We start from the raw sequence: 23,973 nt of genomic DNA on the forward strand, positions 1-23,973 counted from the left end.
GGCGACGGATCGCGTCGGTTCCGCACTTTATAATGCAATGCAGCATGATATAAAGACGGCATTGGGGAGGAGGATTGAATGCAGGATAACAGACCACTTTGGGTACCTTCGGACGCCGCCGTTGCCAGAAGCCCGATCCATGCCTTCATGGAGCGCTGCAATACCGATTTCGGGCTTTCTCTTTCGGGCTTTGAGGATCTGCATGCATGGTCGGTGGCCGAGCGGGAGAATTTCTGGTCGACCGTCTGGGATTTCTGCGGCGTGAAGGGAGAACGCGGCGCAGAGGTGCTTGCCAATGGCGATCGCATGCTGGAGGCCCGCTTCTTTCCCGATGCGACGCTGAACTTCGCCGAAAATCTGTTGTCGTGCCGCGGTGAAGGCGAGGCCATCATCTTCCGCGGCGAGGACAAGGCTGAGGATCGCTGGTCGTGGGACCGGCTGCGCGCGCTGGTCTCGAAGCTGCAGCAGGCCTTCGCGGCCCGCGGCATCGGCAAGGGCGACCGCATCGCCGCGATGATGCCGAACATGCCCGAGACCGTCGCCGCCATGCTCGCTGCCGCCTCGATCGGCGCCATATGGTCGTCCTGCTCTCCCGATTTCGGCGAGCAGGGCGTGCTCGACCGCTTCGGCCAGATCGGCCCCAAGCTCTTCATCGCCTGCGATGCCTATTGGTATTCCGGCAAGCTGCAGGATGTCGGCGCCAAGGTCGCCACGGTTGCCAAAAGCCTGGATGTCCCGACGGTCATCGTCCACTACGCCGGCGATGCGGAGGCGGTGGCGGGCAAGACGCCGGGGGCTTCGACGCTCGAGGCCTTTGTCGCGCCCTATGAGGCAAGGGAGGTCGAGTTTACGCCGCTTGCCTTCGCGCATCCGCTCTACATCCTGTTTTCTTCAGGCACGACAGGCGTGCCGAAATGCATCGTGCATTCGGCCGGCGGCACGCTGCTGCAGCACCTCAAGGAGCAGCGGCTGCATTGCGGCCTGGAGGCGGGGGAGAAGCTGTTCTACTTCACCACCTGCGGCTGGATGATGTGGAACTGGCTGGTCAGCGGCCTTGCCAGCGGCGCAACGCTCTGCCTGTTCGACGGCTCGCCCTTCGCGCCCGATGGCAACGTGCTGTTCGACTATGCCGAGGCCGAAAAATTCGCGATCTTCGGCACCTCGGCGAAATATATCGATGCGGTGCGCAAGGGCGGGCTGACGCCGCGCGCAAACCACGATCTCTCCAGCCTGCGGCTGATGACCTCCACCGGCTCGCCGCTCTCGCCTGAGGGGTTCACCTTCGTCTATGAGGGCATCAAGGCGGATGTCCAGCTCGCCTCGATTTCTGGCGGCACCGACATCGTCTCCTGCTTCGTGCTCGGCAATCCGCTGCAGCCGGTCTGGCGCGGCGAGATCCAGGGGGCCGGCCTCGGTCTTGCAGTCGATGTCTGGAACGATGACGGCAAGCCGGTGCGCGGGGAGAAGGGTGAACTCGTCTGCACCAAGGCCTTCCCTTCGATGCCGGTGATGTTCTGGAACGATCCCGATGGCGCCAAGTATCGCGCCGCCTATTTTGACCGGTTCGACAATGTCTGGTGCCACGGCGATTTCGCCGAATGGACGGAGCATGGCGGCCTGATCATCCACGGCCGTTCGGATGCGACGCTCAATCCCGGCGGCGTGCGCATCGGCACGGCCGAGATCTACAATCAGGTGGAGCAGATGGAGGAGGTGGCCGAGGCGCTGTGCATCGGCCAGGAGTGGGATGACGACGTGCGCGTCATCCTCTTCGTGCGCCTTGCTTCCGGTGTGACGTTGACCGAGGATCTCGTCAAGGCGATCAAGACGCGGGTCCGCACCGGCGCCTCGCCGCGGCATGTGCCGGCAAAGATCATCGCGGTTGCCGATATTCCCCGCACCAAATCCGGCAAGATCGTCGAACTTGCGGTGCGCGAGGTCGTGCACAACAGGCCGGTCAAAAACCAGGAAGCGCTCGCCAATCCCGAGGCGCTGCGGCTCTTCGCCGGTTTGAGCGAACTGAAGGATTGATGGCGATCGCAAGCTACAAGCTTTCACCCTCCATCAATCGCCTGTCATGGAAACCTTTCGTTAAGAAAGGTTTGTCAAATGTAAAGCTAACTTAGGGGTCGCACATGAACGAGGCGGCCTGAAGCCCCAGGGCTTACAACAACATGACGTTGATCGACTGAGCTCTTGTTGAACAGCACCAATTTTCGAGGCAGCCTCCGGGCTGCCTTTTCTTTATGGTGATCGCTTTCCTTTTGCGCTGATCAGCCGGCCAGCACCCGCTGCGACGGGAAGGTGATCTCGACGAGGGTGCCCTCGTTCGGCGCCGAATTGATCGAGAACACCGCCCGGTTGGCATCGACCATCGCCTTGGTCAGCGGCAGACCGAGCCCGGTGCCGTCGCCGCGGTGACGCGACTGGGTCGAGGAGACCTGCCGGAACGGCTTCATCGCCTGGTCGAGTTCACTGCGCGTCATGCCGATGCCGGTATCGCGGACCCTCAAGACAACGCTGCCATTGGCCTCGTAGGAGGTGGAAACGACGATCTGCCCGCCCGACGGGGTGAAGCGGATGGCGTTCGACAGGATGTTGAGTGCGATCTGCTTGATCGAGCGCAGATCCGCCACGACTTCGGGCACCGCATGCGACAGCGCCGTGCGGATGATGACGCGCTGGCCGTTCGCCTGCGGCTGCACCAGTGCCACAGCTTCGGAAACCGCCTCGTTGAGGCCGACAGCGGCAAAATCGAGGTCCATCTCGCCCGCCTCGATCTTCGAAATGTCGAGCAGATCGTTGACGATATCGAGGACGTGCCGGCCGGAGCGGCCGATGTCGTTGGCATATTCGATATAACGGGGATGGCCGATCGGCCCGAAGCGCTCGCCCGCCATCATGTCGGAAAAGCCGATAATCGCATTGAGCGGCGTGCGGATCTCGTGGCTGACGCGGGCGAGGAAATCGGTCTTGTGGGCGTTGGCGGTTTCGGCCGCACCCTTGGCGTTGCGCAACTCGTCTTCGGTGCGCTTCCACTGGGTGATATCGCGGATGACGGCGCAGTAGCCATTGGAGGAGGTGAGCTGGCCCATGGTCATGAACAGCGGCACGAAGCCGCCGGCCGCCTCGCGGCCGATCACTTCGCGTCCGTCGTTCAGCACGCTGGCCACACCATGGCCGGAGAGGCCGTTCAGATAGTCGAGGACCGCCTTCTGGCTCTCATGGGCAAACAGCATGACGAAGGGTTTGCCGCGCGTCTCCTGCTCGTCGTAATTGAAAAGCGCGCTCGCCGACCGGTTCATCGAGCGGATGTCGCCCTCCGTGCCGATGACGACGACGCCGTCGGTCGCCGTTTCCAGGATCGAGCGCAATTCCTCCACTTCGACCTGAAGCTTGGCGACCTTCTCGACCATCCGCTCGGGACGGGCTTCGAAACGGCCCTCGGAGCGGCCCTCGGAACGGCTTGCTTCACTGCGGCTGTCATCCTTGCCTTCGACCGGCATCAGCGCCAGCATCAACGCGTTGGCGTCTTCCCAGCGCACCGATTGCAGCCGGGCGGTCACCGGCGCCAGCGTGTCATCGGCCTTGACGAGCATCATGGTGCTGGAGCCGGCCGCCTTCTCCTCGAGTTCGCGGCGCTGCAGCAGGGCCTCGATGCCGCCCACCTCGCGCAATGCGTCGAGCGAAGCATAGCCCGTCAGTCGCATGAATTCCGGATTGGCATGGATCAGCGCATCGCCGATATGGATGAGCACGGCGACAGGCAGTTGGTCGACCGTTCCCACCGAAAGCCCGTCGGTCATCTTGACGCGCGGCGGGATGAAGCTTGTGAGAACCTCGATCTGGCTGACCGTCTCCTCAAGTCCTTCCGTCGCCTCGTCTTCGGCGATAACAGCCGGCTCCTCGGCGACGACCTCGTCTTCGCGCTCGGCCTCGACGGCATTCTCGAAGATCGCCTCTTGCGGCGCGATGTCCTCGGGCGAGGCGATGTCAGCCTTGTCGCCGGGAGTTTCGGCCTCGGACTCGTCATGTCCAGAGGCCCCTTCGAAGCTCGCCATTTCCGCGACGGCGGATTCCACCGCCGCCGTCACGGTAGGTGCCGCCGACGCCGGGGCTGCGGGTTCCATCGGCGCTGGAGCGGCGGGCTCTTCCTTGCGCGTGCCGAAGGCTTCCAGGCGCTTGGCAATCTCACGGAAATTCGCCTGTTCGGCGGCCGTCAGCCCGGCGCTGGTATTGTGGAGCTGAACGATCTTATCGGAGAAACGGCGATTGGGCGTCTCGGCAATGCGAAGCGCCGGCGGCTCGTCCGAAAGATCCGCTGCCGGCCCGGCGGCAGGTCCTTCGTCGGCGCCCGTCGCCTGTTCTTCTGCTGTATTCTCCGGCGCTGACGTCACGGCGATCGCCTCTTCGGCCGTGATCTTTTCCGATCCCGTCTCTTCGGTCTCCGGGGTCTCTGGCTCGGCTGCCGCAAACGCCTGGACGTCGATCTCTTCCGACACGATGGTTTCGGCCGGGACCTCCTCGGACGCGGCTTCCGCTTCATCGGCCACGTCGGCAACCGGCTCGAGGCTTGCTGCATCATGGCCGATACCATCGGGGCCAAGCGTCAGGCCGAGCGCCAGCGGATCTTCCTGCGCATCCGAAAGCCGGACGACGCCGAAGCCGCGAAAGCCGTCGAAGTCGCGGTTGCGGGTATAGGTCGGCAGTGCTGCCAGATCGACCGGAACGACGAGGCTGGTGCCTTCGACCGGCCAGAGGATCGTCTTGCCCGACCATGTGTCGCGGCGGGCGAGCGCCTCGGAAAGCTTGCCGTCCGGATCGAGATTGAAAAGGGCGGCGACATCGCCGAAGGCCGAACCGATGATGTGGGATGCATGTGGACCGACGGCCTCGGCAAATTCGTGGCTGACCTCGGTGAAGCAGCCATCGGCGTCGATCTTCCAGACGAAGCGCGTGGCGCGGCTGTTCGGCCTGAAGACGAAGCCGGGCTCAGCCGCAAGCTCAGGGGCAGGGGCAGCGTCGGGGACCACAGGCATTGCGATGGCGAACTCTTCATGAACCGCTTCCGGCGCATCTTCGATAGGCGTTTCGCGGGTTTCGGCAGACGGCTCCGCCACGGCCGTTTCCACCGTCTCGGTGAGGGAGGCAAGGTCGTCCTCGATGGTCGCGGCAGGCTTATCGGCCCCATCCGCGCTGCTGTCGATCACACTGCCGTCACTCTCCACCTCGTCATGTCCGGCGAGACCTGCCTCCTCGACTGCCTCGTCTTCGGATGCGGCTGCCGTCTCGGCCGGCTGTTCGTTTTCGCCGGTGATGTCCTCGAGCGTCTCCTCGACCTCTTCGATCCCCGAGACCGCATCAATAATCTCGGTGAAGCCGGTGGCGACGGCAGGCTCGTCCTGAAGCAGTTCGGCGGGCGGCGCGCTTTCCTCCTGCGCGGGCGCATCGACCGGGTCGAGCACGGGGGCATCGATCGGGTCGAGATCGCCGATCGCGGCTTCCACGGCAAAAAGCAGATGGAGCGCCGGCTCGTCGCTGAGCTTGCCGAAGGCGGCCGGAAGATTGCCTCTGGTGGTGGCGACGGGACGCTTCACCAGCCGGTCGGGATGCGCGCCGGCAAGATTGATCAAGGTCTTTGCGGTCTGCTCTGATATGCCGAGCGACGCAAAGCCCGGCGAAGCGGCGATGACTTCGCCATTGGCGCCGATCACCGCCATATGCGTATCGGGATCATCAAGCCCTTGCAGCATCTGCGCCGCCGAGGCGACGGCCGCCATTGGCTTGGCCGAGACCGGCACCGAAAACAGGATGGCCTTTTCGCCTGAGGAGAGCCGGATCAGTTCGGCCGCCGCCTGCACCTGGGCGCGCTGGAAGCCCTTGGCGACGCGGATCATCAGGCTTCTGTTGTCACCGATATCGGAAAGCTGGCGCGCGGCCGTTTCCAGCTGGCGGAAGGTAATGTCGCCCCGGTCGACGCCCTGGTCGAGCAGGTCATAGACCGCCGAATGGCCGAAAAGCTCCGCACCTGCGCCGTTTGCCCAGAGCAGGCGGGCAAGATCGGCCGAAAACAGCACCATCGCCTCGCCGCGTGAAAAGCGTTCCCGCACCCGTGCATGCACGGCGATATCGATGAACGGATATTGGACTGCGGGCATGTTCGAACCTTGTCGCTGTCGGCCTTCTTAAATTAACGGCTTATTAATAACTGCGGGTGGCATGCCGGTCCAGAAGAGCAGGGTGTTTTCGGCCGGAAAGGTTAACGTCTTGTGCATCGCACAATAATTGTTGCAATGCACAATCATATGTCTTATATAAGCATCATCCCAACTATCGAAGGCAGCGACTGCCTCAGCCCAAAGGATGCGACCCATGGCTACCATAAAGACCGATGACGTTTTTTCAATTGCTTCTTTCGACCCGTCCAAGTTCGCCGAATCCTTCCGTGATTTCGCCGAGAAGGGCGCCCAGCAGTCGAAGGATGCCTATGCCAAGCTGAAGACCGCTGGCGAGGAAGCCGGCAAGACGCTCGAAGCCACCGTCCAGACGGCTCAGGCCGGCAGCGTTGAGATCGGCCTGAAGGCGATCGACATCCTGCGCGTCAATTCCGAGAACTCGCTGTCGCACTTCGAAGCGCTCCTCGGCGTCAAGTCCGCCGCCGAATTCTTCGAACTGCAGACCTCCTTCATCCGCAAGCAGGCCGAGCTCACCGTCGAGCAGGCGAAGTCGATCCAGGAAACCACCAAGCAGGTGGCTGAAAAGCTCGCAAAGCCGTCCAAGGACGCCGCCGAAAAGGCCATGGCTTCCTTCAAGGTTGCCTGATCGGTCTTGACCGATCGCAGACAAAAGGCTGGACCTCGCGTCCAGCCTTTTTGTATATTGACGAGGAATGGGGCTTGAATTCATCGCCAAGTCCTCGTATGTGACCCCCGTCGCGCCAAGCGTGATTTATGCGGTTGTAGCTCAGTTGGTTAGAGCGCAGGTTTGTGGCACCTGAGGTCGGAGGTTCGAGACCCCCCAACCGTACCATCTTCCCTTTTATCCATACTGGAGACATGGGAATAGATCGTCCCAAGATTTGCCTGACAACGTCGTGCCGAACGGGCCGTTGATTGTTCCGAAAGTCCTTTGATTGAGGGCACGCTCGCATTGCCGGCAAGCGCTTTACCAGCGGTTCACTGATCTTCCTGGCACTCAATGCGGCGTTCTTTGCAAGATGGTCATCGCCTCGACCACCTCCGGTGGTTGGCGCAACGAATCGACCGTCGCGACCAACCCGTCAGGACCTCGAGGCCGTCACCTCCGTAACAATTGACGATTTTTTGCCGGTCGTGCCCGAGATGCCGACATCCACAGCCGTTCAATCGCATGACAGCGAATCTCGCTTGATTATGTCGCTGCCAGTCATTCCTTTAAGGATGTCCAGGTGCCCGTTGCAAACCGTCTCGACCTGTTCGAGAAGTAACGCAGTTTTTCCTACGAGCCAGCCAAGCGCCTCCTCGCTGATTTCGAAATGTTTCGAATAGCGCGCCTTAACATAGGCCTCATTCAACGTATTGAACCAAGCGCGTTCCTTGTGCTGATCACGCGGAAAGGCATCAGCCAAACGGCGGTCCTGCTCCTCGGCGAGCGAGCGCAGAAACTTGATGTTGTGGGAAGGTGGACCGTAGTTGGTAAGGGTTAGCAGGACACAGGAATAGGTCTGCTCCAATGTTTGATGGATGAGAAAGGCGGCTCGTTTTCTATAGTGTCTACTACGAGCATGTTCGGCCAATTCGAAAAACTCTTTAGCGGCCTCTTGTCGCTCCTTAAAATGCTCCTTTGCGACGCGGAGCTGATCCTCGATCGAAAGTGGTTTGGGCTCAGCCAGCGGCTCATCGTCCAGTTCGTAGAGAACGATGCCTTCCTTGCGAATGTCGGAGAAGAAGTATTGCCCCTCCTTCAGGTAGGTGTTCACCTCGCGCCTGGAATGGACAATGAAGCTCACCGGCGTTTCGATCGAGGCTTCGTGGATCAGCCGGTCGGCGGCCTTGTACCAGTACTCAGCGAACTCGCAGAGCTTGCGGTTATTGACGATGATCAAGAGATCGAAATCGGAGCGATACCCTTTCATGGTGAAGGGTTCATCGACCCACCCGCCTTTGGCATAGGAGCCGAAGAGGATAATCTTAAGAATCCGGCCGCGCTTCTTGAAATCGGCCGTGCCTTCTTTCAGCGCATCCTCGAATTCCTCGTGGAGGATTTCAAGGACCCGGCCGAGTTCTCGTTGCTTGCGAAGCGGCATATGATCGAGCGACGATTTCATAAGCCATCGATAGGCGAAAGATCCAATATCGTCTACTGGCAAATTTAGCACCGCTCAACTGCCGTTTTGCCCTTATCTTCCATCAAGTTGCCAAGCCGCGTTGGCGATTGATAAAAAAACTCAATCATTTAGGAACAAGCATCGTCTGAATGTGGCGTAGTTGGAACACCGTGCGCCAGGGCGAACAAAGCGGGAAACAATTTCTGATTTTACTATCTTGTATAAGTCAGTTAAATCGCTTATTTGTCGCGGTGATATGGACCCGCGCGAAAGAGACCGGAGACACGCGCGGAGGGCGTTTGTCGTTCGGTATAACTGTCTGTGACAGAGCGATGTCGCTCGTTGGTGCAACTGCTCCGAATATGCGAGGACAATCATGGCGATCATGTTCGTCAGAGCGCAGGTCATCAGCAGGGGAGCGGGACGCAACATCGTCTCGGCCGCCGCCTATCGTCATCGCACTAGGATGATGGACGAACAGGCCGGCACGTCGTTCAGCTATCGGGGCGGCGCGTCGGAGCTGGTGCACGAGGAACTGGCGCTGCCGGATCAAACGCCGGATTGGCTGCAGTCCGCGGTCGAGGGGTATTCCGTTGCCGGCGCCAGCGAAGTGCTGTGGAATGCGGTTGAAGCTTTCGAGAAACTGGCAAACGCGCGGCTGGCGCGCGAGCTGATCATCGCGCTGCCGGAGGAACTGACGCGGGCCGAGAACATCGCGCTGGTGCGCGAATTCGTGCGGGATAATTTCACAAGAGCGGGAATGGTCGCCGACTGGGTCTACCACGATAAAGACGGCAATCCGCATATCCATCTGCTGACGCCCGTGAGACCGCTGACGGAGGAGGGCTTCGGGGCAAAACATGCTCCGATTTTGGGAGAAAATGGAGAGCCATTGCGATTTGTCACGCCTGGACGGCTAACGGGTCGGATTGTGTATAAGTCCTGGGGCGGCGATAAGGAAACCTTGCAGGCGTGGAAGATCGCCTGGGCGGAGACGGCCAGCCGGCATCTGGCGCTCGCCGGCCATGACATCCGTCTTGACGGCCGCTCTTATGCCGAGCAGGGCCTCGATGGCATCGCACAAAGACATCTGGGCCCCGAGAAGGCAGCACTCTCCCGCGGGGGTGCCGAGATGTATTTTGCACCGGCCGGTCTTGCCCGTCGCCAGGAGATGGCCGACCGGCTGCTCGCCGAGCCGGAGCTCCTGCTGAAGCAGTTGAGCAATGAACGCTCCACCTTCGACGAGCGCGATATCGCCAAGGGGCTGCATCGCTATGTCGACGATCCCGCAGACTTCGCCAATATCCGGGCGCGGCTGATGGCGTCGGACGATCTCATCATGCTGAAGCCACAGCAGGTCGATGCCGAAACGGGCAAGGCGAGCGAACCCGCCGTTTTCACCACGCGCGAGATCCTTCGCATCGAATATGACATGGCGCAGTCGGCGCAGGTTCTGGTGGAACGTCGCGGTTTTGCCGTTTCCGACCGGGCGGTCGCCGCTGCGATCAGAAACGTCGAAACTCAAGATCCGGAAAAGTCCTTCCGGCTCGACCCGGAGCAGGTGGACGCCGTCCATCATGTCACGCGGGACAATGGCATTGCCGCCGTGGTCGGTCTTGCCGGCGCCGGTAAGTCGACCTTGCTTGCCGCGGCCCGTCTCGCCTGGGAAAGCCAAGACCGCCAGGTGATTGGTGCGGCCCTTGCGGGCAAAGCCGCCGAGGGTCTGGAAGACAGCTCCGGCATCAGATCACGAACACTCGCCGCCTGGGAACTGGCCTGGGCCAATGGACAGGAGACGCTTCACCGCGGCCATGTGGTGGTTGTCGACGAGGCCGGCATGGTGTCGTCGCAGCAGATGGCCCGCGTGCTGAAGCTCGTCGAGGAAGCGGGAGCGAAACTCGTGCTGGTCGGCGATGCGATGCAATTGCAGCCGATCCAGGCGGGGGCGGCGTTCCGGGCGATTACCGAGCGGATCGGTTTTGCCGAACTTGGCGGCGTGCGCCGCCAGCGCGAGGCGTGGGCGCGCGAGGCGTCGCGGCATTTTGCGCGTGGCGAGATTGGGAAAGGTCTTGATGCCTATGCGCAGCAGGGTCATTTGGTGGAGGCAGAGACGCGGGACGACGTCATCGGCCGCATTGTCCGCGACTGGACGGCGGCGCGCAAACAGGCGGTCCAGGACTCAACAGCTGCCGGCAATGATGGCCGTCTTCGCGGTGATGAGCTTCTCGTGCTCGCCCACACCAATCAGGACGTCAAACGTCTGAACGAGGAACTGCGATCTGTGATGGCGGGCGAGGGGGCGCTGGGTGAGAGCCGCGCATTCCAGACCGAACGCGGCGCGCGGGAATTCGCCACCGGCGACCGCATCATCTTTCTGGCAAATGCCCGCTTCGTCGAAGCGCGCGCAATGCGTCTCGGTCCGCAATACGTCAAGAACGGCATGCTCGGGACGGTCGTATCCACCGGCGACAAACGTGGTGATACGTTGCTTTCGGTGCGTCTCGACAATGGCCGGGATGTCGTCATCAGCGAGAACAGTTATCGCAATGTCGATCACGGCTACGCCGCGACCATCCACAAATCCCAAGGCTCGACCGTCGACCGGACCTTCGTTCTTGCCACCGGCATGATGGACCAGCATCTGACCTATGTGTCGATGACCCGGCATCGCCATCGTGCCGATCTCTATGCCGCGAAGGAAGATTTTGAAGCGAAGCCCGAATGGAGCCGCAAGCTGCGTCCCGATCATGCTGCCGGCGTCACCGGCGAACTCGTGGAAACCGGACAAGCCAAATTCCGGCCGAATGACGAGGATGCCGACGATAGCCCCTATGCCGATGTGAAGACGGATGACGGAGCCGTCCATCGTCTTTGGGGCGTGAGCCTGCCGAAGGCGTTGGAGGATGCCGGTATCTTAGTGGGCGACACGGTGACCCTGCGCAAGGACGGGGTGGAGCGGGTCAAAGTTCAGGTTCCCATCATCGATGAGCAGACCGGGCAGAAGCACTTCGAGGAAAGAGAAGTCGATCGCAATATCTGGACAGCCAAACGGGTCGAAACCGCCGAAGCGCGCCGGGAGCGTATCGAGCAGGAAAGCCATCGGCCGGAACTGTTCAAACAACTCGTTGAACGCCTGTCGCGCTCCGGCGCCAAGACGACGACGCTCGATTTCGAGAGCGAGGCTGGGTATCGGGCGCATGCCGACGATTTTGCCCGCCGCCGCGGGCTCGACCATCTCTCTCTCGTCGCGGCGGGGATGGAGGAGGACGCCTCGCGGCGGCTCGCGTGGATTGCCGATAAGCGCCGGCAGGTGGCGAAGCTTTGGGAAAGGGCAAGCGTTGCGCTGGGATTTGCGATCGAGCGGGAACGACGTGTCTCGTACAACGAGGAGCGCACTGAGACACACACCGTCTCGGAGACAGATGTTGGCCGCGGCCGATATCTGATGCCGCCCGACACTGCTTTTGCCAGAAGCGTGGAGGAGGATGCGCGGTGGGCGCAGCTTTCCTCGCCGGCCTGGAAGGAACGGGACGCAATCCTGCGGCCGCTGCTGGAGAAGATCTATCGTGAGCCGGAGGCGGCACTGGTCGCCCTGAACGCCCTGGCATCGGATACGAGCAACGAACCCCGCAGGCTCGCCGACGATCTTGCTATTGCACCGGATCGGATCGGCCGCCTGCGTGGTTCCGACCTTATGATAGACGGCCGTGCCGCACGCGACGAGCGCAGCATCGCGACCGCGGCATTGACGGAACTACTGCCGCTGGCCCGCGCCCACGCGACGGAGTTCCGCAGAAACGCCGAGCGGTTCGAAAGCCGCGAGCACCAGCGCCGCGCGCATATGTCAGTGTCGATCCCAGCGCTCTCCAGAAAGGCGGTGGCACGTCTCGTCGAGATCGAGGCGGTGCGCAAGCAGGGAGGGGACGATGCCTACAAGACGGCCTTTGCATTCGCCGCCGAAGACCCCTCGATCGTGCAGGAGATCAAGGCCGTCAGCGAGGCGCTCAGCGCCCGCTTCGGTTGGAGCGCCTTCACATCCAAGGCCGATACGGTTGCCGAACGCAACATCGTCGAGCGTATGCCGGAAGACTTCACAGGCACCAGGGGCGAGAAGCTGACCCGGCTGTTCGAGGCCGTGAAGCGTTTTGCCGAGGAGCAGCATCTCGCCGAACGGCGGGATCGTTCGAAGATCGTCGCCAGCGCCAGTGCTGATCCGCAGAAGGAGAATATCCCCATGCTTGCCGCCGTCACCGAGTTCAAGACTCCGATCGAGGAAGAGGCGAGATCGCGTGCTCTGGCCGGCCCTCTCTATCGCCAGCAGCGAGCAGCGCTGGCCGACGTGGCGTCAACGATCTGGCGCGATCCGGCTGGCGCTGTCGAGAAGATCGAAGAGCTGCTTGTCAAAGGTTTTGCCGCCGACCGCATCTCTGCTGCAGTGACCAATGACCCGGCCGCCTATGGTGCGCTGCGTGGCTCCGATCGCCTCATGGATCGGATGCTGGCCGCCGGCCGGGAGCGCAGAGACGCTGCGCAGGCCGTGCCCGAAGCCGCCGCTTGGCTACGATCGCTCGGTGCGGCCTATGCCGGCGCCCTTGATGCCGAGCGCCAGGCGATCGCCGAAGAGCGGCGGCGCATGGCGGTTGCCATTCCCGGCCTGTCGAAGGCGGCGGAAGAAGCGCTCATGCGGCTGACTGCCGAGGCGAAGAACGACGGCCGCAAGCGGAATGCATCGGCTGCTGTTCTTGATCCCAGCATTCGCCGGGAGTTCGCCGCAGTCAGCGTGGCGCTCGACGAGCGCTTCGGCCGCAATGCCATCGTCCGAGGAGAGAGGGATCTCATCAACCGTGTGCCGCCGACGCAGCGCCGCGCCTTCGAGGCGATGCAGGACAGGCTGAAGGTCCTGCAGCAGACCGTTCGCAGGGAGAGCAGCGAGAAGATCATGTCGGAACGGCGCCAGCGCACTGTCAACCGCGGCCGCGGCGTTGATATGAATGGCTAAACAAAACAACAGAGGCCATTATTCGTTGATCTGATTCCACAGAAGAGATCGGTCTTGGCCGGGATTGTTCCGTTGTATTGCCCTGAGAGGGAAACGGACGACAAAGAAGGCATCGCAAGCCAGGCGAGCAAAATGCACTAATCAGACGCCTAGCAGATGGGGGCGTGCCGGCGAAAGTTTCAAACGACTAGTCCCGATTGGAGCCGGCATGTCGCTGCTGGAAATGAAGAAGACCGTCGCCGACCTGAACAAGCCAAACCCCTCTGGTGAGTTCCGGCCTTGCATTCGTTGAAGGAGATTCCTACGCTCGAAAGTCCCCTTAGTGCCAAACGTAGTTGACCATCAGGCTCCGCGGCGAGCTCGGTGAGACTGGCAATCGCAGGATCTCACCGATGAATTCGGGAGGCGAAACCTAAGCAAGATTCCGTTTTGATGGAACCCACGTCGTCCTGAGCGGTTCTCTAAGTTGACGGGAGAATATGCATGTCGAAAACCCTTCTCTACGGTGCGACCAAGATCGACGAGACCAACAGCGCTTATGCGCCGGCCGAAAGCCTCGCGGCGTTCCAGTGGAAGAACCGCGTTTTCGTTGTTTTCGCCGACAGGGACAATTCCCGCGCCGCCCGCCAGGAGAACCAGTTGTTGGCCGATCGCTCGGCCCTCGATGAGCGTGACCTGGTGGTGCTGAAGATTTCCGGCGCCGGCGTTCGGCCACTCTTCGGTGCCGCCGACGGCCTCGACGGTGAAGCGATCCGCCGCGATCTCCAGGCGCCCGATCTGGGCGAGTTCGCGGCCTTTCTTGTTGGCAAGGACGGCACCGTCAAGCTGAAGGCCAGCGAGCCGATCACCGATGGCGAGCTCTTCGCCATCATCGACAGCATGCCGATGCGCGCTGCCGAATCGCTGAAGCTGGACAAATAGTCCCGAACATCGCGTCAAACCAAGATCATGAAAGGAGGCGGTCATGTCCGTGCCCAACGAACCCATTCCCGACCAGCCGCCGATGCCGGCACCCGGCTGGAAGCCGGTGCCTCCGATCACGGAACCGGAGCCGGACAGGCGGCCCGACGAGGCGCCGGTTCCGAACCCGGACGAGAACGACGAGCCAGCAAAACACGTGCGGGACGTTTAAAGAAAAATATGGCGCTCGGCGCTGACGAGTTCCTGCAGGAAATCGGCAACGCTCCTGACGCGCACGAGATCGCGCGCCGTTTCGTGATAGGTCGTCCAATAGGCCCGCCGGATCGAAATTTCAGGCAGGATGCGCTGGAGTTCCGGATACTGCCGGGCGATATAATCGTGCAGAATGCCGATGCCGGCGCCTGATCGCACCGCCTCCGTCTGCCCGATCGCCGTCGATATCTCGAAGCTCGCATCCCAGCTGCGCATCACCTCGCCGGAGAAATTCAGCGAGGCGGTGAAGATCAGGTCTTCGACATAGCCGATGCGCGGATGCGCCTTCAGCGCCTCGATATCGCCGGGCGTGCCCTGGGCGGCGAGGTAGTCGCGTGAGGCATAGAGGCCGAGCGTGTAGTCGGTGAGTTTGGAAGAGACGAGCCGGCCTTGTACCGGCCGCTCCAGCGTGATGGCGATATCGGCCTCGCGTTGCGACAGCGAGAAAGAGCGCGGCACGGGTACGAGCTGGATCTTCAGTTCCGGATGGCGCTCGATCAGTCTGCCTATGCGCGGCGCCAGGAAGGATACACCGAACCCATCGGGCGCGCCGACGCGCACGGTCCCGGCAATAGCCGTATCGGTGTGGCCGAGGCTGGCCTGTACTGCGAGCATTTCGGTTTCCATCCGCTCTGCGGATGCCAGGAACACTTCGCCTTCGGCCGTCAGCTCGCAGCCATTCGTGCGGCGGATGAAAAGCCGTGTCTTCAGCGCCTCTTCCAGCGACGTCAGCCGGCGCGAGAGCGTGGCGTGATTGAGCCCCAGCCGCTTCGAGGCGGCAAGGATCTGCCCGGTGCGGGCGACGGCCAGGAAAATACGCACATCGTCCCAGTTCATGGCTTGGCACGCATGGCGATCGGATCGACCTCGATCAGCGCCAGCGATGTCACCATGCCCGCCGTCTGGTTCTTGTATTTCAGGAAATGCGGTGCCTGCAGATGGGCCTTATATGCCGCCTGGTCGGTGTAGACCTCCAGAATACGGATGCGGTTTGGGTGGTCCCTGATGGAAACGGCGCAGAGGGAAAGGACGCCGTCTTCCAGCGCCACCGATGCCTCGATTTCCTCTGCGAGCAATGCGCTATAGGTTTCCAGCGTCTCCGGAGCGATCTCCAGCTCCGCCATTCTGACGACGGGTTTCCGGCTCAACGGTTTGACCTCCCCTTGGGATTTGACTTGTCGACGTGCCGTGCCAAGTTTGTAAGCAGCAGGCCCGATGCAACGACAGGACTACAATCTACGCACAACAGTTCCTTATATCAGCGCATTGATTTGTGCAAATTGAAGTGCGATTGTCGGTCATCCAAAAACAGGAGGAACACCCATGCATGAGATCGGTCATTTCATCGGCGGCAAGCATGTTGCCGGCACCAGCGGCCGCGTGAGCAACGTCTACAATCCGGCAACTGGCGAAGTGCAGGCGACGGTCGCGCTTGCAAGCGTCGAGGAACTGCGCGCCGCAGTCGAAAACGCCAAGGCCGCGCAGCCGAAATGGGCTGCCACCAATCCGCAGCGCCGCGCCCGCGTCTTCTTCAAGTTTGTCGAACTCCTGAACAAGCACATGGATGAACTTGCCGAATTGATTTCCAAGGAACACGGCAAGACGATCGAGGATGCCAAGGGCGACGTCATCCGCGGCCTCGAAGTCTGCGAATTCGTCTGCGGCATTCCGCATCTCGCCAAGGGTGAATTCACCGAGGGCGCGGGCCCGGCGATCGACATGTATTCGATCCGTCAGCCAGTCGGCATCGGCGCCGGCATCACTCCTTTCAACTTTCCCGGCATGATCCCGATGTGGATGTTTGCGCCGGCGATCGCCTGCGGCAACGCCTTCATCCTGAAGCCCTCCGAGCGTGATCCCTCCCTGCCGATCCGTCTCGCCGAACTGATGATCGAGGCCGGTCTGCCTGCCGGCATTCTCAACGTCGTCAACGGCGACAAGGGTGCCGTCGATGCGATCCTCACCGATCCCGATATCGGCGCCGTCTCCTTCGTCGGCTCGACGCCGATCGCTCGCTACGTCTATGGCACGGCGGCGATGAACGGTAAGCGCGCCCAGTGCTTCGGCGGTGCCAAGAACCACATGATCATCATGCCGGATGCCGATATGGACCAGGCCGTCAACGCGCTGATGGGCGCAGGCTATGGTTCGGCCGGCGAGCGCTGCATGGCGATCTCGGTTGCCGTTCCGGTCGGGGAAGAAACCGCCAATCGCCTCGTCGAGAAACTGACGCCGAAGATCGAATCGCTGCGCATCGGCCCCTACACCGATGACAAGGCCGACATGGGCCCGCTCGTCACCAAGGATGCCTATAACCGCGTCCGCGGCCTGATCGACCGCGGCATCGAGGAAGGCGCCAAGCTCGTCGTCGACGGCCGCGATTTCAAGCTCCAGGGCTATGAAGACGGCTATTTCGTCGGCGGCTGCCTGTTCGACCACGTCACGCCTGAGATGGACATCTACAAGACCGAGATCTTCGGACCCGTCCTCTCCGTCGTCCGCGCCGCGAACTATGAGGAAGCGCTGTCGCTGCCGATGAAGCACGAATACGGCAACGGTGTCGCCATCTACACCCGCGACGGCGATGCCGCCCGCGATTTCGCCTCGCGCATCAATATCGGCATGATCGGCATCAACGTTCCGATCCCGGTTCCGCTCGCCTACCACTCCTTTGGCGGCTGGAAGGCCTCGAGCTTCGGCGACCTCAACCAGCACGGCACGGATTCGATCAAGTTCTGGACGAAGACCAAGACCGTCACCGCCCGCTGGCCCTCGGGCATCAAGAGCGGCGCCGAGTTCGTCATGCCGACGATGAAGTGATCTTCACGACATTCCAATCTGCAGTCTGCAATTCGGGGGCCTTTCGGCCCCCGAACTTTTAGATTCTAAGTTGTCGATTTTTGGTGGCGTTGTTTTCAGATGATTTGCCGGTCGCGTGATTCCCGTCATGTGGCCGGATTGACGTCGCGGCAAATGGCCTCATAAGCTGAATGCGAATTTCATATTTTGGAATTGTTCAAAACTAGCAAACCGCCTATATAGGTCTGAACAGGCACGAGTCAGGAGAATGGCATGCGGTTGACGAAGCAGACCAACTATGCGGTTCGCATGTTGATGTATTGTGCTGCCAACGACGGGCACTTGAGCCGGATTCCGGAAATCGCCAAGGCCTATGGTGTTTCGGAGCTCTTTCTTTTCAAGATTCTCCAGCCGCTCAACAAGGCGGGTCTGGTCGAGACCGTGCGCGGTCGCAACGGCGGCGTGCGCTTGGGCAAGCCGGCGGCCGACATCACCCTCTTCGACGTCGTTCGGGTCACGGAAGACAGTTTCGCCATGGCCGAATGCTTCGAGGATGACGGTGAGGTCGAATGCCCGCTGGTCGACAGCTGCGGCCTGAATTCGGCGCTGCGCAAGGCGCTCAACGCCTTCTTCGCCGTGCTTTCGGAATATTCCATCGACGACCTCGTCAAGGCCCGTCCGCAGATCAATTTCCTTCTCGGAATCACCGGTGAGCAGCAATATCGCAAACCCGCGATCGTTGTCCCCGCCGCCTGAACTATCCTTTGTGCGTCCGAAAGGACGCACGGGGCCCTAAGCGCAGATTATGCTTCTGAACCGCGGTTGCTCCGGCAGCCGCGGTTTTTGTTTTTGCGGCGTCTACCGCTCTCGGAAATGTCGGGGGATGGCAGCCGCGTGTCTGATGGCGGCGTTTTTATACCAAACGCGACAAAATTTCGGTCACTTTTATCCGAATATTTCCAAATGCGGCTGATTTTTGACTGAAAATTTCTAAAATTGTCCAGCTGGAAAATTTTTCTGCGTAGCCCGTTGCTTTCAGTAGATAAATATCGTTCCATCAACCGTCGATCGTGATGCCATTCTACGATCTCCAAACATCAAAAAAGAACAACCGGGAAACAATATTATGAAAAAGATCTCTGTCCTCCTGGCAGCGACGGCCCTGATTTCCGTCATGGCGACGTCGGCCTGGTCCAAGACCCTTGTCTATTGCTCCGAGGGCTCGCCGGAAGGCTTCGACCCGAGCCTCTACACGGCAGGCACGACCTTCGACGCGTCGTCGCGCACGGTCTATAGCCGTCTCGTCGAATTCAAGCATGGCGGCACCGAGATCGAGCCGGGCCTGGCCGACAGCTGGAGCGTTTCGGCCGACGGCAAGGAATACACCTTCAAGCTGCATCCGGGCGTCAAGTACCAGACCACCGACTTCTTCACGCCGACGCGTGACTTCAATGCTGACGATGTCATCTTCTCGTTCGAGCGCCAGCTCAAGGCTGACAATCCCTGGAACAAGTATGTCGAGGGCGGCTCTTACGAATATGCTGCCGGCATGGGCTTCCCGGAGCTGATCAAGTCGGTCGAGAAGGTCGATGACCTCACCGTCAAGTTCACGCTCAACCATCCCGAAGCGCCGTTCCTCGCCGACCTCGCCATGGACTTCGCCTCGATCGTCTCCAAGGAATACGCCGACAAACTCGCCGCCGACGGCAAGATGGCGCAGCTCAACCAGCAGCCGCTCGGTACCGGTCCGTTCACCTTCGTCGCCTACCAGCCGGATGCCGTCATCCGCTACAAGGCGAACGAGACCTATTTCAAGGGCAAGGAAAAGATCGACGATCTGGTTTTCGCCATCACCTCTGACGCCGCCGTCCGCGCGCAGAAGCTGAAAGCCGGTGAATGCCACCTCATTCCTTATCCGAATGCGGCTGACGTCGCCGAACTCAAGAAGGACGAGAACCTGACCGTGCTCGAGCAGGCCGGCCTGAACGTTTCGTATCTCGCCTACAACACCTTGATTGCTCCATTCGACAAGGCCGAAGTCCGCAAGGCGCTGAACATGGCGATCAACAAGCAGGCGATCGTCGATGCCGTCTTCCAGGGTGCCGCGGCCGTTGCCAAGAACCCGATCCCGCCGACGATGTGGTCCTATAACGATGCCGTCGTAGACGACAAGTACGATCCCGATGCGTCGAAGAAGATGCTGGCAGATGCCGGCGTCAAGGATCTGAAGATGAAGATCTGGGCAATGCCGGTTTCGCGTCCGTACATGTTGAACGCGCGTCGCGCCGCCGAATTGATGCAGGCCGACCTGGCCAAGGTGGGAGTCGATGCGGAAATCGTCACCCATGAATGGGCCGAATATCTGAAGCTCTCGTCCGACAAGAATCGCGACGGTGCCGTCATCCTCGGCTGGACCGGCGACAACGGTGATCCCGACAACTTCATGGATACGTTGCTTGGCTGCGACGCTGTCGGCGGCAACAACCGCGCGCAGTGGTGCAACAAGGAGTTCGACGATCTGATGACGAAGGCCAAGCAGACGGCCGACGTCGCCGAGCGCACCAAGGCTTATGAGCAGGCTCAGCTGATCTTCAAGAAGGAAGCTCCCTGGAATACGCTCGACCACTCGTTGGTCTTCGTTCCGATGAGCAAGAAGGTCTCGGGCTTCTTCATGGATCCGCTCGGCATCCACCGTTTCGACGGCGTGGACATTTCCGAATAATAAAAAATCTGTAAACTACCCGGTCAACGCCGGGTGCGGCCGGCGGTCAGGTTGCCCTGACCGCCGGAAACTATTGGAAAACCTGCTATGTTGCGTTTTTTCATCGGCCGCCTCGCGGTGCTGATCCCGACGTTTCTCGGTGTTTCGCTCATTGCCTTCTCGTTCATCCGCCTGATTCCCGGTGATCCGGTCATGCTTCTGTCGGGTGAACGTGTCATGGCGCCGGAACGTCACGCCCAGATCATGCACGATCTCGGCTTCGACCGGCCCATATATGTGCAGTATTTCGATTATATCGTAAAAGTGCTGCACGGCGATCTCGGCACCTCGATCGTCACCAAGCGGCCCGTTCTCGGCGAGTTCTTCACGTTGTTCCCGGCAACTCTGGAACTTTCGCTCTGTGCCATCATCATCGCGGTCTGTCTTGGCGTGCCCGCCGGCGTCTTTGCGGCCGTCAAGCGTGGCACCTGGTTCGATCAGAGCGTGATGGGTGTTGCCCTCATCGGTTATTCCATGCCGATCTTCTGGTGGGGTTTGCTGCTGATCATCTTCTTCTCCGGCTATCTCGGCTGGACGCCGGTTTCCGGTCGCATCTCACTGATGTATTTCTTCAAGCCGGTCACCGGCTTCATGCTGATCGACAGCCTGCTGTCAGGCCAGAAGGGCGCTTTCGCCTCGGCGGTCAGCTATCTCATTCTGCCGACCATCGTGCTGGCGACCATCCCGCTCGCCGTTATCGCCCGCCAGACGCGTTCGGCGATGCTCGAGGTTCTGGGCGAGGATTATGTCCGCACGGCGCGCTCGAAGGGCCTGAAGCCGCTGCGCGTCGTCGGCGTGCATGCGCTGCGCAATGCGATGATCCCCGTCATTACCACGATCGGCTTGCAGATCGGCGTCCTTCTTGCCGGCGCCATCCTCACCGAGACGATCTTCTCCTGGCCGGGCATCGGCAAATGGATGGTCGATTCGGTATTCAAGCGCGACTACGCGGTGGTCCAGGGCGGCCTGCTCCTGATCGCCGGCGTCATCATGCTGGTCAATCTGATTGTTGATGTTCTCTACGGCTTCATCAATCCGCGCATTCGTCATTAGGAGCGGTTCATGAGCACCGTCACCGTCAAAACCGGTCAGCCATCCGCTGTTGCGGAGTTCTGGCATTATTTCTCCCGCAACAAGGGCGCCGTCATCGGCCTCGTGGTGTTCACCATCATCCTGGTCGTCGCAGTCTTCGCGCCGCTCTTTGCGCCGCATGCGCCGAACGAGCAGAACCGCCAGGTGCTGCTCGCCGTGCCGGCCTGGATGGAGGGCGGTAGCGCCTCCTTCCCGCTCGGAACGGATGCCGTCGGCCGCGATATTCTCTCGCGCCTGATCTATGGCGCGCGCTTTTCGCTCTTCATCGGCGTCGTCGTCGTCACACTTTCGGTCATCTGCGGGGTGCTGATCGGCCTCATCGCCGGATATTTCCGCGGCAAGGTCGACACCGCGATCATGCGCCTGATGGACATCATCCTGGCCTTCCCGTCGCTGCTGCTCGCGCTCGTGCTGGTGGCCGTCCTGGGGCCTGGCCTCACCAACGCGATGATCGCGATTTCGCTGGTCAATCAGCCGCATTTCGTGCGCCTGACGCGCGCCTCGGTCATTTCAGAGCGTGAGAAGGAATATGTGATTGCCTCGCGTGTGGCCGGTGCCGGCACCTTCCGGCTGATGTTCAAGACAATCCTGCCGAACTGTCTTGGGCCGCTGATCGTTCAGGCGACGCTCGCCTTCTCGGCGGCGATTCTCGATGCCGCCGCCCTCGGCTTTCTCGGCATGGGCGCCCAGCCACCGACACCGGAATGGGGTACGATGCTGGCCGAATCCCGTGAGTTCATCTCGCGCGCCTGGTGGGTGGTGACATTTCCGGGTCTTGCCATTCTCATCACCGTTCTCGCCATCAACCTGATGGGCGACGGCCTGCGCGATGCGCTCGATCCCAAACTGAAGAGGTCGTGATGTCGCTCCTCGAGATTGAAAATCTAACTGTCGAATTCCAGACCTCTTCCGGTCTGTTCCGCGCCGTCGACGGCGTGTCGCTTGCCTGCGACAAGGGCGAAATCCTGTCGGTCGTCGGTGAATCCGGCTCGGGCAAATCCGTTGCCATGCTGGCGCTGATGGGGCTTCTGCCCTGGACAGCGAAGATCACCGCCGACCGTCTGCAGTTCGACGGCAAGGATCTGCGCGGCATCTCCGCCCGGCAGCGCCGCAGGATCGTCGGCAAGGATATGGCGATGATCTTCCAGGAGCCGATGTCGAGCCTCAATCCGTGCTTCACGGTCGGCTTCCAGCTCGGTGAGACCCTGCGCTTTCATATGGGCCTCAACCGCAAGGAGCGCCGCCAACGCTCGATCGAGCTCTTGAATCTCGTCGGCATTCCGGCGCCGGAAGACCGCCTGTCGAACTTCCCGCATCAGATGTCCGGCGGCATGAGCCAGCGCGTCATGATCGCCATGGCGCTCGCCTGCAATCCGAAGCTGCTCATCGCCGATGAGCCGACGACCGCGCTCGACGTGACGATCCAGGCCCAGATCCTCGATCTGCTCGTTCGCCTGCAGAAGGAGCAGGGCATGGCGCTGGTGCTGATCACCCACGACATGGGTGTCGTCGCCGAAACCGCCGAGCGCGTGCAGGTGCAATATGCCGGCCAGAAGGTCGAGGAGCAGCCGGTGAGGGCGTTGTTCCGCGATCCGCATCATCCCTATACCGCAGCCCTGCTTGCGGCCCTGCCGGAACGCGCCAAAGTCGGCCAGCGCCTTCCCTCGATCGCCGGTGTCGTGCCCGGTCAGCACGGTCGCCCGACAGGCTGTCTTTTCGCGCCGCGCTGCGGCTTCGCCACGGTCGAATGCGATCGCGGCGTCGTTCGTCAGGGGCCGGAGTTGGGCCTGGCGCTCTGCAACTATCCTTTGAAGGACGGCAAGCCGCTCGGCCATCCGGGCGTGATGGCCGTTGAAACTGCGGGAGACCTCGTATGACGGATGCTGTTCTCGAGGGCAGGGATCTCGCCCGCTTCTACACCGTCAACCGTGGTTTCTTCAAAGCCGACGCCACCGTCAAGGCGCTGAACGGCGTCAGCTTCAGCCTCCATTCCGGCAAGACGCTCGCCGTCGTCGGCGAATCCGGCTGCGGCAAGTCGACGCTCGCCCGCCTGGTCACCATGATCGAGGATCCGACGTCAGGGCAGTTGCTGATCGACGGCAAGCCCGCCAATGTCGGCGACCGCAGCCTGCGCAGCCAGGTGCAGATCGTCTTCCAGAATCCGTACGGCTCGCTCAACCCGCGCCAGAAGGTCGGCTCGATCCTCGAAGAGCCACTGAAGATCAACACCGATCTCAACGCCGCCGCCCGCCGCCGCAAGGTGGAGGAGATGATGGCGCGCGTCGGCCTGCGTTCGGAGCATTATGGCCGTTATCCCCACATGTTCTCAGGCGGCCAGCGTCAGCGCATCGCCATTGCCCGCGCCCTGATGCTGCGGCCGAAGGTGCTGGTGCTCGACGAACCGGTCTCGGCGCTCGATCTGTCGATCCAGGCGCAGGTGCTGAACCTCTTGATGGACCTGCAGAAGGAGATGGGTCTTGCCTATCTCTTCATCTCGCATGGCCTGTCCGTCGTCCATCATATCGCCGACGAGGTGATGGTGATGTATCTCGGCCGCCCGGTCGAAACCGGTCCCGCCGCCGAGGTCTTCGCCAGGCCACGCCATCCCTATACGGCCGCCTTGCTGTCGGCCACGCCGATTGCCGATCCCGACCGCGAGAAGAGCCGCATCCGCCTGCAGGGTGAGCTGCCGTCGCCGTTGAAGCCGCCGTCGGGCTGCCACTTCAATCCGCGCTGCTGGAAGGCGCAGGACCATTGCCGCCAGGTTTCTCCCGAATTAAGGGGAGAGGGCGCACAACAATATGCCTGTCACTTCCCGCTCGATTGAGCGGGAAACATCGATTA

16 protein-coding genes and 1 tRNA gene are annotated in these 23,973 nt (G+C 61.3%); 13 read left to right on the forward strand and 4 right to left on the reverse strand.

Annotated features, from left to right (window positions below):
• Positions 1-78: 78 nt before the first annotated feature.
• Positions 79-2,031 carry an acetoacetate--CoA ligase gene (locus tag NE851_RS13870; protein WP_183904516.1) on the forward strand — a complete coding sequence of 651 codons (1,953 nt, stop codon included), beginning with the start codon at positions 79-81 and terminating at the stop codon, positions 2,029-2,031.
• A 242-nt stretch (positions 2,032-2,273) separates the two neighbouring features.
• Here the strand turns inward: NE851_RS13870 and NE851_RS13875 are convergent, their stop codons facing one another.
• Positions 2,274-6,158: an ATP-binding protein gene (locus tag NE851_RS13875; RefSeq protein ID WP_254961037.1), complete on the reverse strand. Its 3,885-nt coding sequence runs from the start codon at positions 6,156-6,158 to the stop codon at positions 2,274-2,276.
• A 214-nt stretch (positions 6,159-6,372) separates the two neighbouring features.
• On the opposite strand from NE851_RS13875, the gene NE851_RS13880 reads away from it, so the two are divergent.
• Positions 6,373-6,822 (forward strand): phasin, encoded by a 450-nt coding sequence (locus NE851_RS13880; protein WP_127431251.1) that lies wholly within the window; start codon positions 6,373-6,375, stop codon positions 6,820-6,822.
• Between the two features lie 130 nt (positions 6,823-6,952).
• A tRNA-His gene (locus NE851_RS13885) sits at positions 6,953-7,029 on the forward strand.
• Between the two features lie 331 nt (positions 7,030-7,360).
• Here NE851_RS13885 and NE851_RS13890 read toward each other — a convergent pair.
• Complete coding sequence (locus NE851_RS13890) at positions 7,361-8,305, reverse strand: nucleotidyltransferase and HEPN domain-containing protein (RefSeq protein ID WP_254961040.1); 945 nt, start codon at positions 8,303-8,305, stop codon at positions 7,361-7,363.
• Positions 8,306-8,681: 376 nt separating this feature from the next.
• Between NE851_RS13890 and traA the strand changes: the two genes are divergently transcribed.
• The 3 genes from traA (at position 8,682) to NE851_RS13905 (ending at position 14,436) form a co-directional block, all read left to right on the forward strand.
• Positions 8,682-13,304 carry a Ti-type conjugative transfer relaxase TraA gene (traA, locus tag NE851_RS13895; protein WP_254961042.1) on the forward strand — a complete coding sequence of 1,541 codons (4,623 nt, stop codon included), beginning with the start codon at positions 8,682-8,684 and terminating at the stop codon, positions 13,302-13,304.
• A 483-nt stretch (positions 13,305-13,787) separates the two neighbouring features.
• Positions 13,788-14,225 (forward strand): DUF4174 domain-containing protein, encoded by a 438-nt coding sequence (locus NE851_RS13900; protein WP_254961044.1) that lies wholly within the window; start codon positions 13,788-13,790, stop codon positions 14,223-14,225.
• A 43-nt stretch (positions 14,226-14,268) separates the two neighbouring features.
• On the forward strand, positions 14,269-14,436 hold the full coding sequence (locus NE851_RS13905; protein ID WP_097631730.1) for a hypothetical protein: 168 nt from the start codon (positions 14,269-14,271) through the stop codon (positions 14,434-14,436).
• On the opposite strand, the gene NE851_RS13910 is transcribed toward NE851_RS13905, so the two are convergent.
• Together NE851_RS13910 and NE851_RS13915 are read right to left on the reverse strand one after the other, a co-directional pair.
• Positions 14,433-15,314 carry a LysR family transcriptional regulator gene (locus NE851_RS13910; RefSeq protein ID WP_127431253.1) on the reverse strand — a complete coding sequence of 294 codons (882 nt, stop codon included), beginning with the start codon at positions 15,312-15,314 and terminating at the stop codon, positions 14,433-14,435. The genes NE851_RS13905 and NE851_RS13910 overlap by 4 nt on opposite strands.
• On the reverse strand, positions 15,311-15,625 hold the full coding sequence (locus NE851_RS13915) for a putative quinol monooxygenase (RefSeq protein WP_254961047.1): 315 nt from the start codon (positions 15,623-15,625) through the stop codon (positions 15,311-15,313). The genes NE851_RS13910 and NE851_RS13915 overlap by 4 nt, the downstream gene beginning before the upstream one ends.
• A gap of 175 nt (positions 15,626-15,800) precedes the next feature.
• Here NE851_RS13915 and NE851_RS13920 point away from each other — a divergent pair, with 175 nt between their 5' ends.
• The 7 genes from NE851_RS13920 to NE851_RS13950 all read left to right on the forward strand — a co-directional run bounded on the left by NE851_RS13920 (position 15,801) and on the right by NE851_RS13950 (position 23,956).
• A complete protein-coding gene (locus tag NE851_RS13920) occupies positions 15,801-17,297 on the forward strand; it encodes a CoA-acylating methylmalonate-semialdehyde dehydrogenase (protein WP_028758281.1) in 1,497 nt (498 codons plus the stop codon).
• A 252-nt stretch (positions 17,298-17,549) separates the two neighbouring features.
• Positions 17,550-18,032, forward strand: coding sequence for an iron-responsive transcriptional regulator RirA (gene rirA / locus NE851_RS13925; protein ID WP_028758280.1), 483 nt, complete (start codon positions 17,550-17,552; stop codon positions 18,030-18,032).
• Positions 18,033-18,402: 370 nt separating this feature from the next.
• Entirely contained in the window at positions 18,403-19,998 is a 1,596-nt protein-coding gene (locus NE851_RS13930) for an ABC transporter substrate-binding protein (protein ID WP_097595578.1), read from the forward strand.
• Positions 19,999-20,085: 87 nt separating this feature from the next.
• On the forward strand, positions 20,086-21,090 hold the full coding sequence (locus NE851_RS13935) for an ABC transporter permease subunit (protein ID WP_018244875.1): 1,005 nt from the start codon (positions 20,086-20,088) through the stop codon (positions 21,088-21,090).
• 9 nt (positions 21,091-21,099) lie between these two features.
• Positions 21,100-21,990 (forward strand): ABC transporter permease subunit, encoded by an 891-nt coding sequence (locus NE851_RS13940; protein WP_183904509.1) that lies wholly within the window; start codon positions 21,100-21,102, stop codon positions 21,988-21,990.
• Positions 21,990-23,006 (forward strand): ABC transporter ATP-binding protein, encoded by a 1,017-nt coding sequence (locus NE851_RS13945; RefSeq protein ID WP_063476361.1) that lies wholly within the window; start codon positions 21,990-21,992, stop codon positions 23,004-23,006. The genes NE851_RS13940 and NE851_RS13945 overlap by 1 nt, the downstream gene beginning before the upstream one ends.
• Complete coding sequence (locus NE851_RS13950; RefSeq protein ID WP_063476362.1) at positions 23,003-23,956, forward strand: peptide ABC transporter ATP-binding protein; 954 nt, start codon at positions 23,003-23,005, stop codon at positions 23,954-23,956. The genes NE851_RS13945 and NE851_RS13950 overlap by 4 nt, the downstream gene beginning before the upstream one ends.
• Positions 23,957-23,973: the final 17 nt, after the last annotated feature.

The sequence above is a fragment of the Rhizobium anhuiense bv. trifolii genome (genome assembly GCF_024346605.1).
Taxonomy (GTDB): Bacteria; Pseudomonadota; Alphaproteobacteria; order Rhizobiales; family Rhizobiaceae; genus Rhizobium; species Rhizobium anhuiense.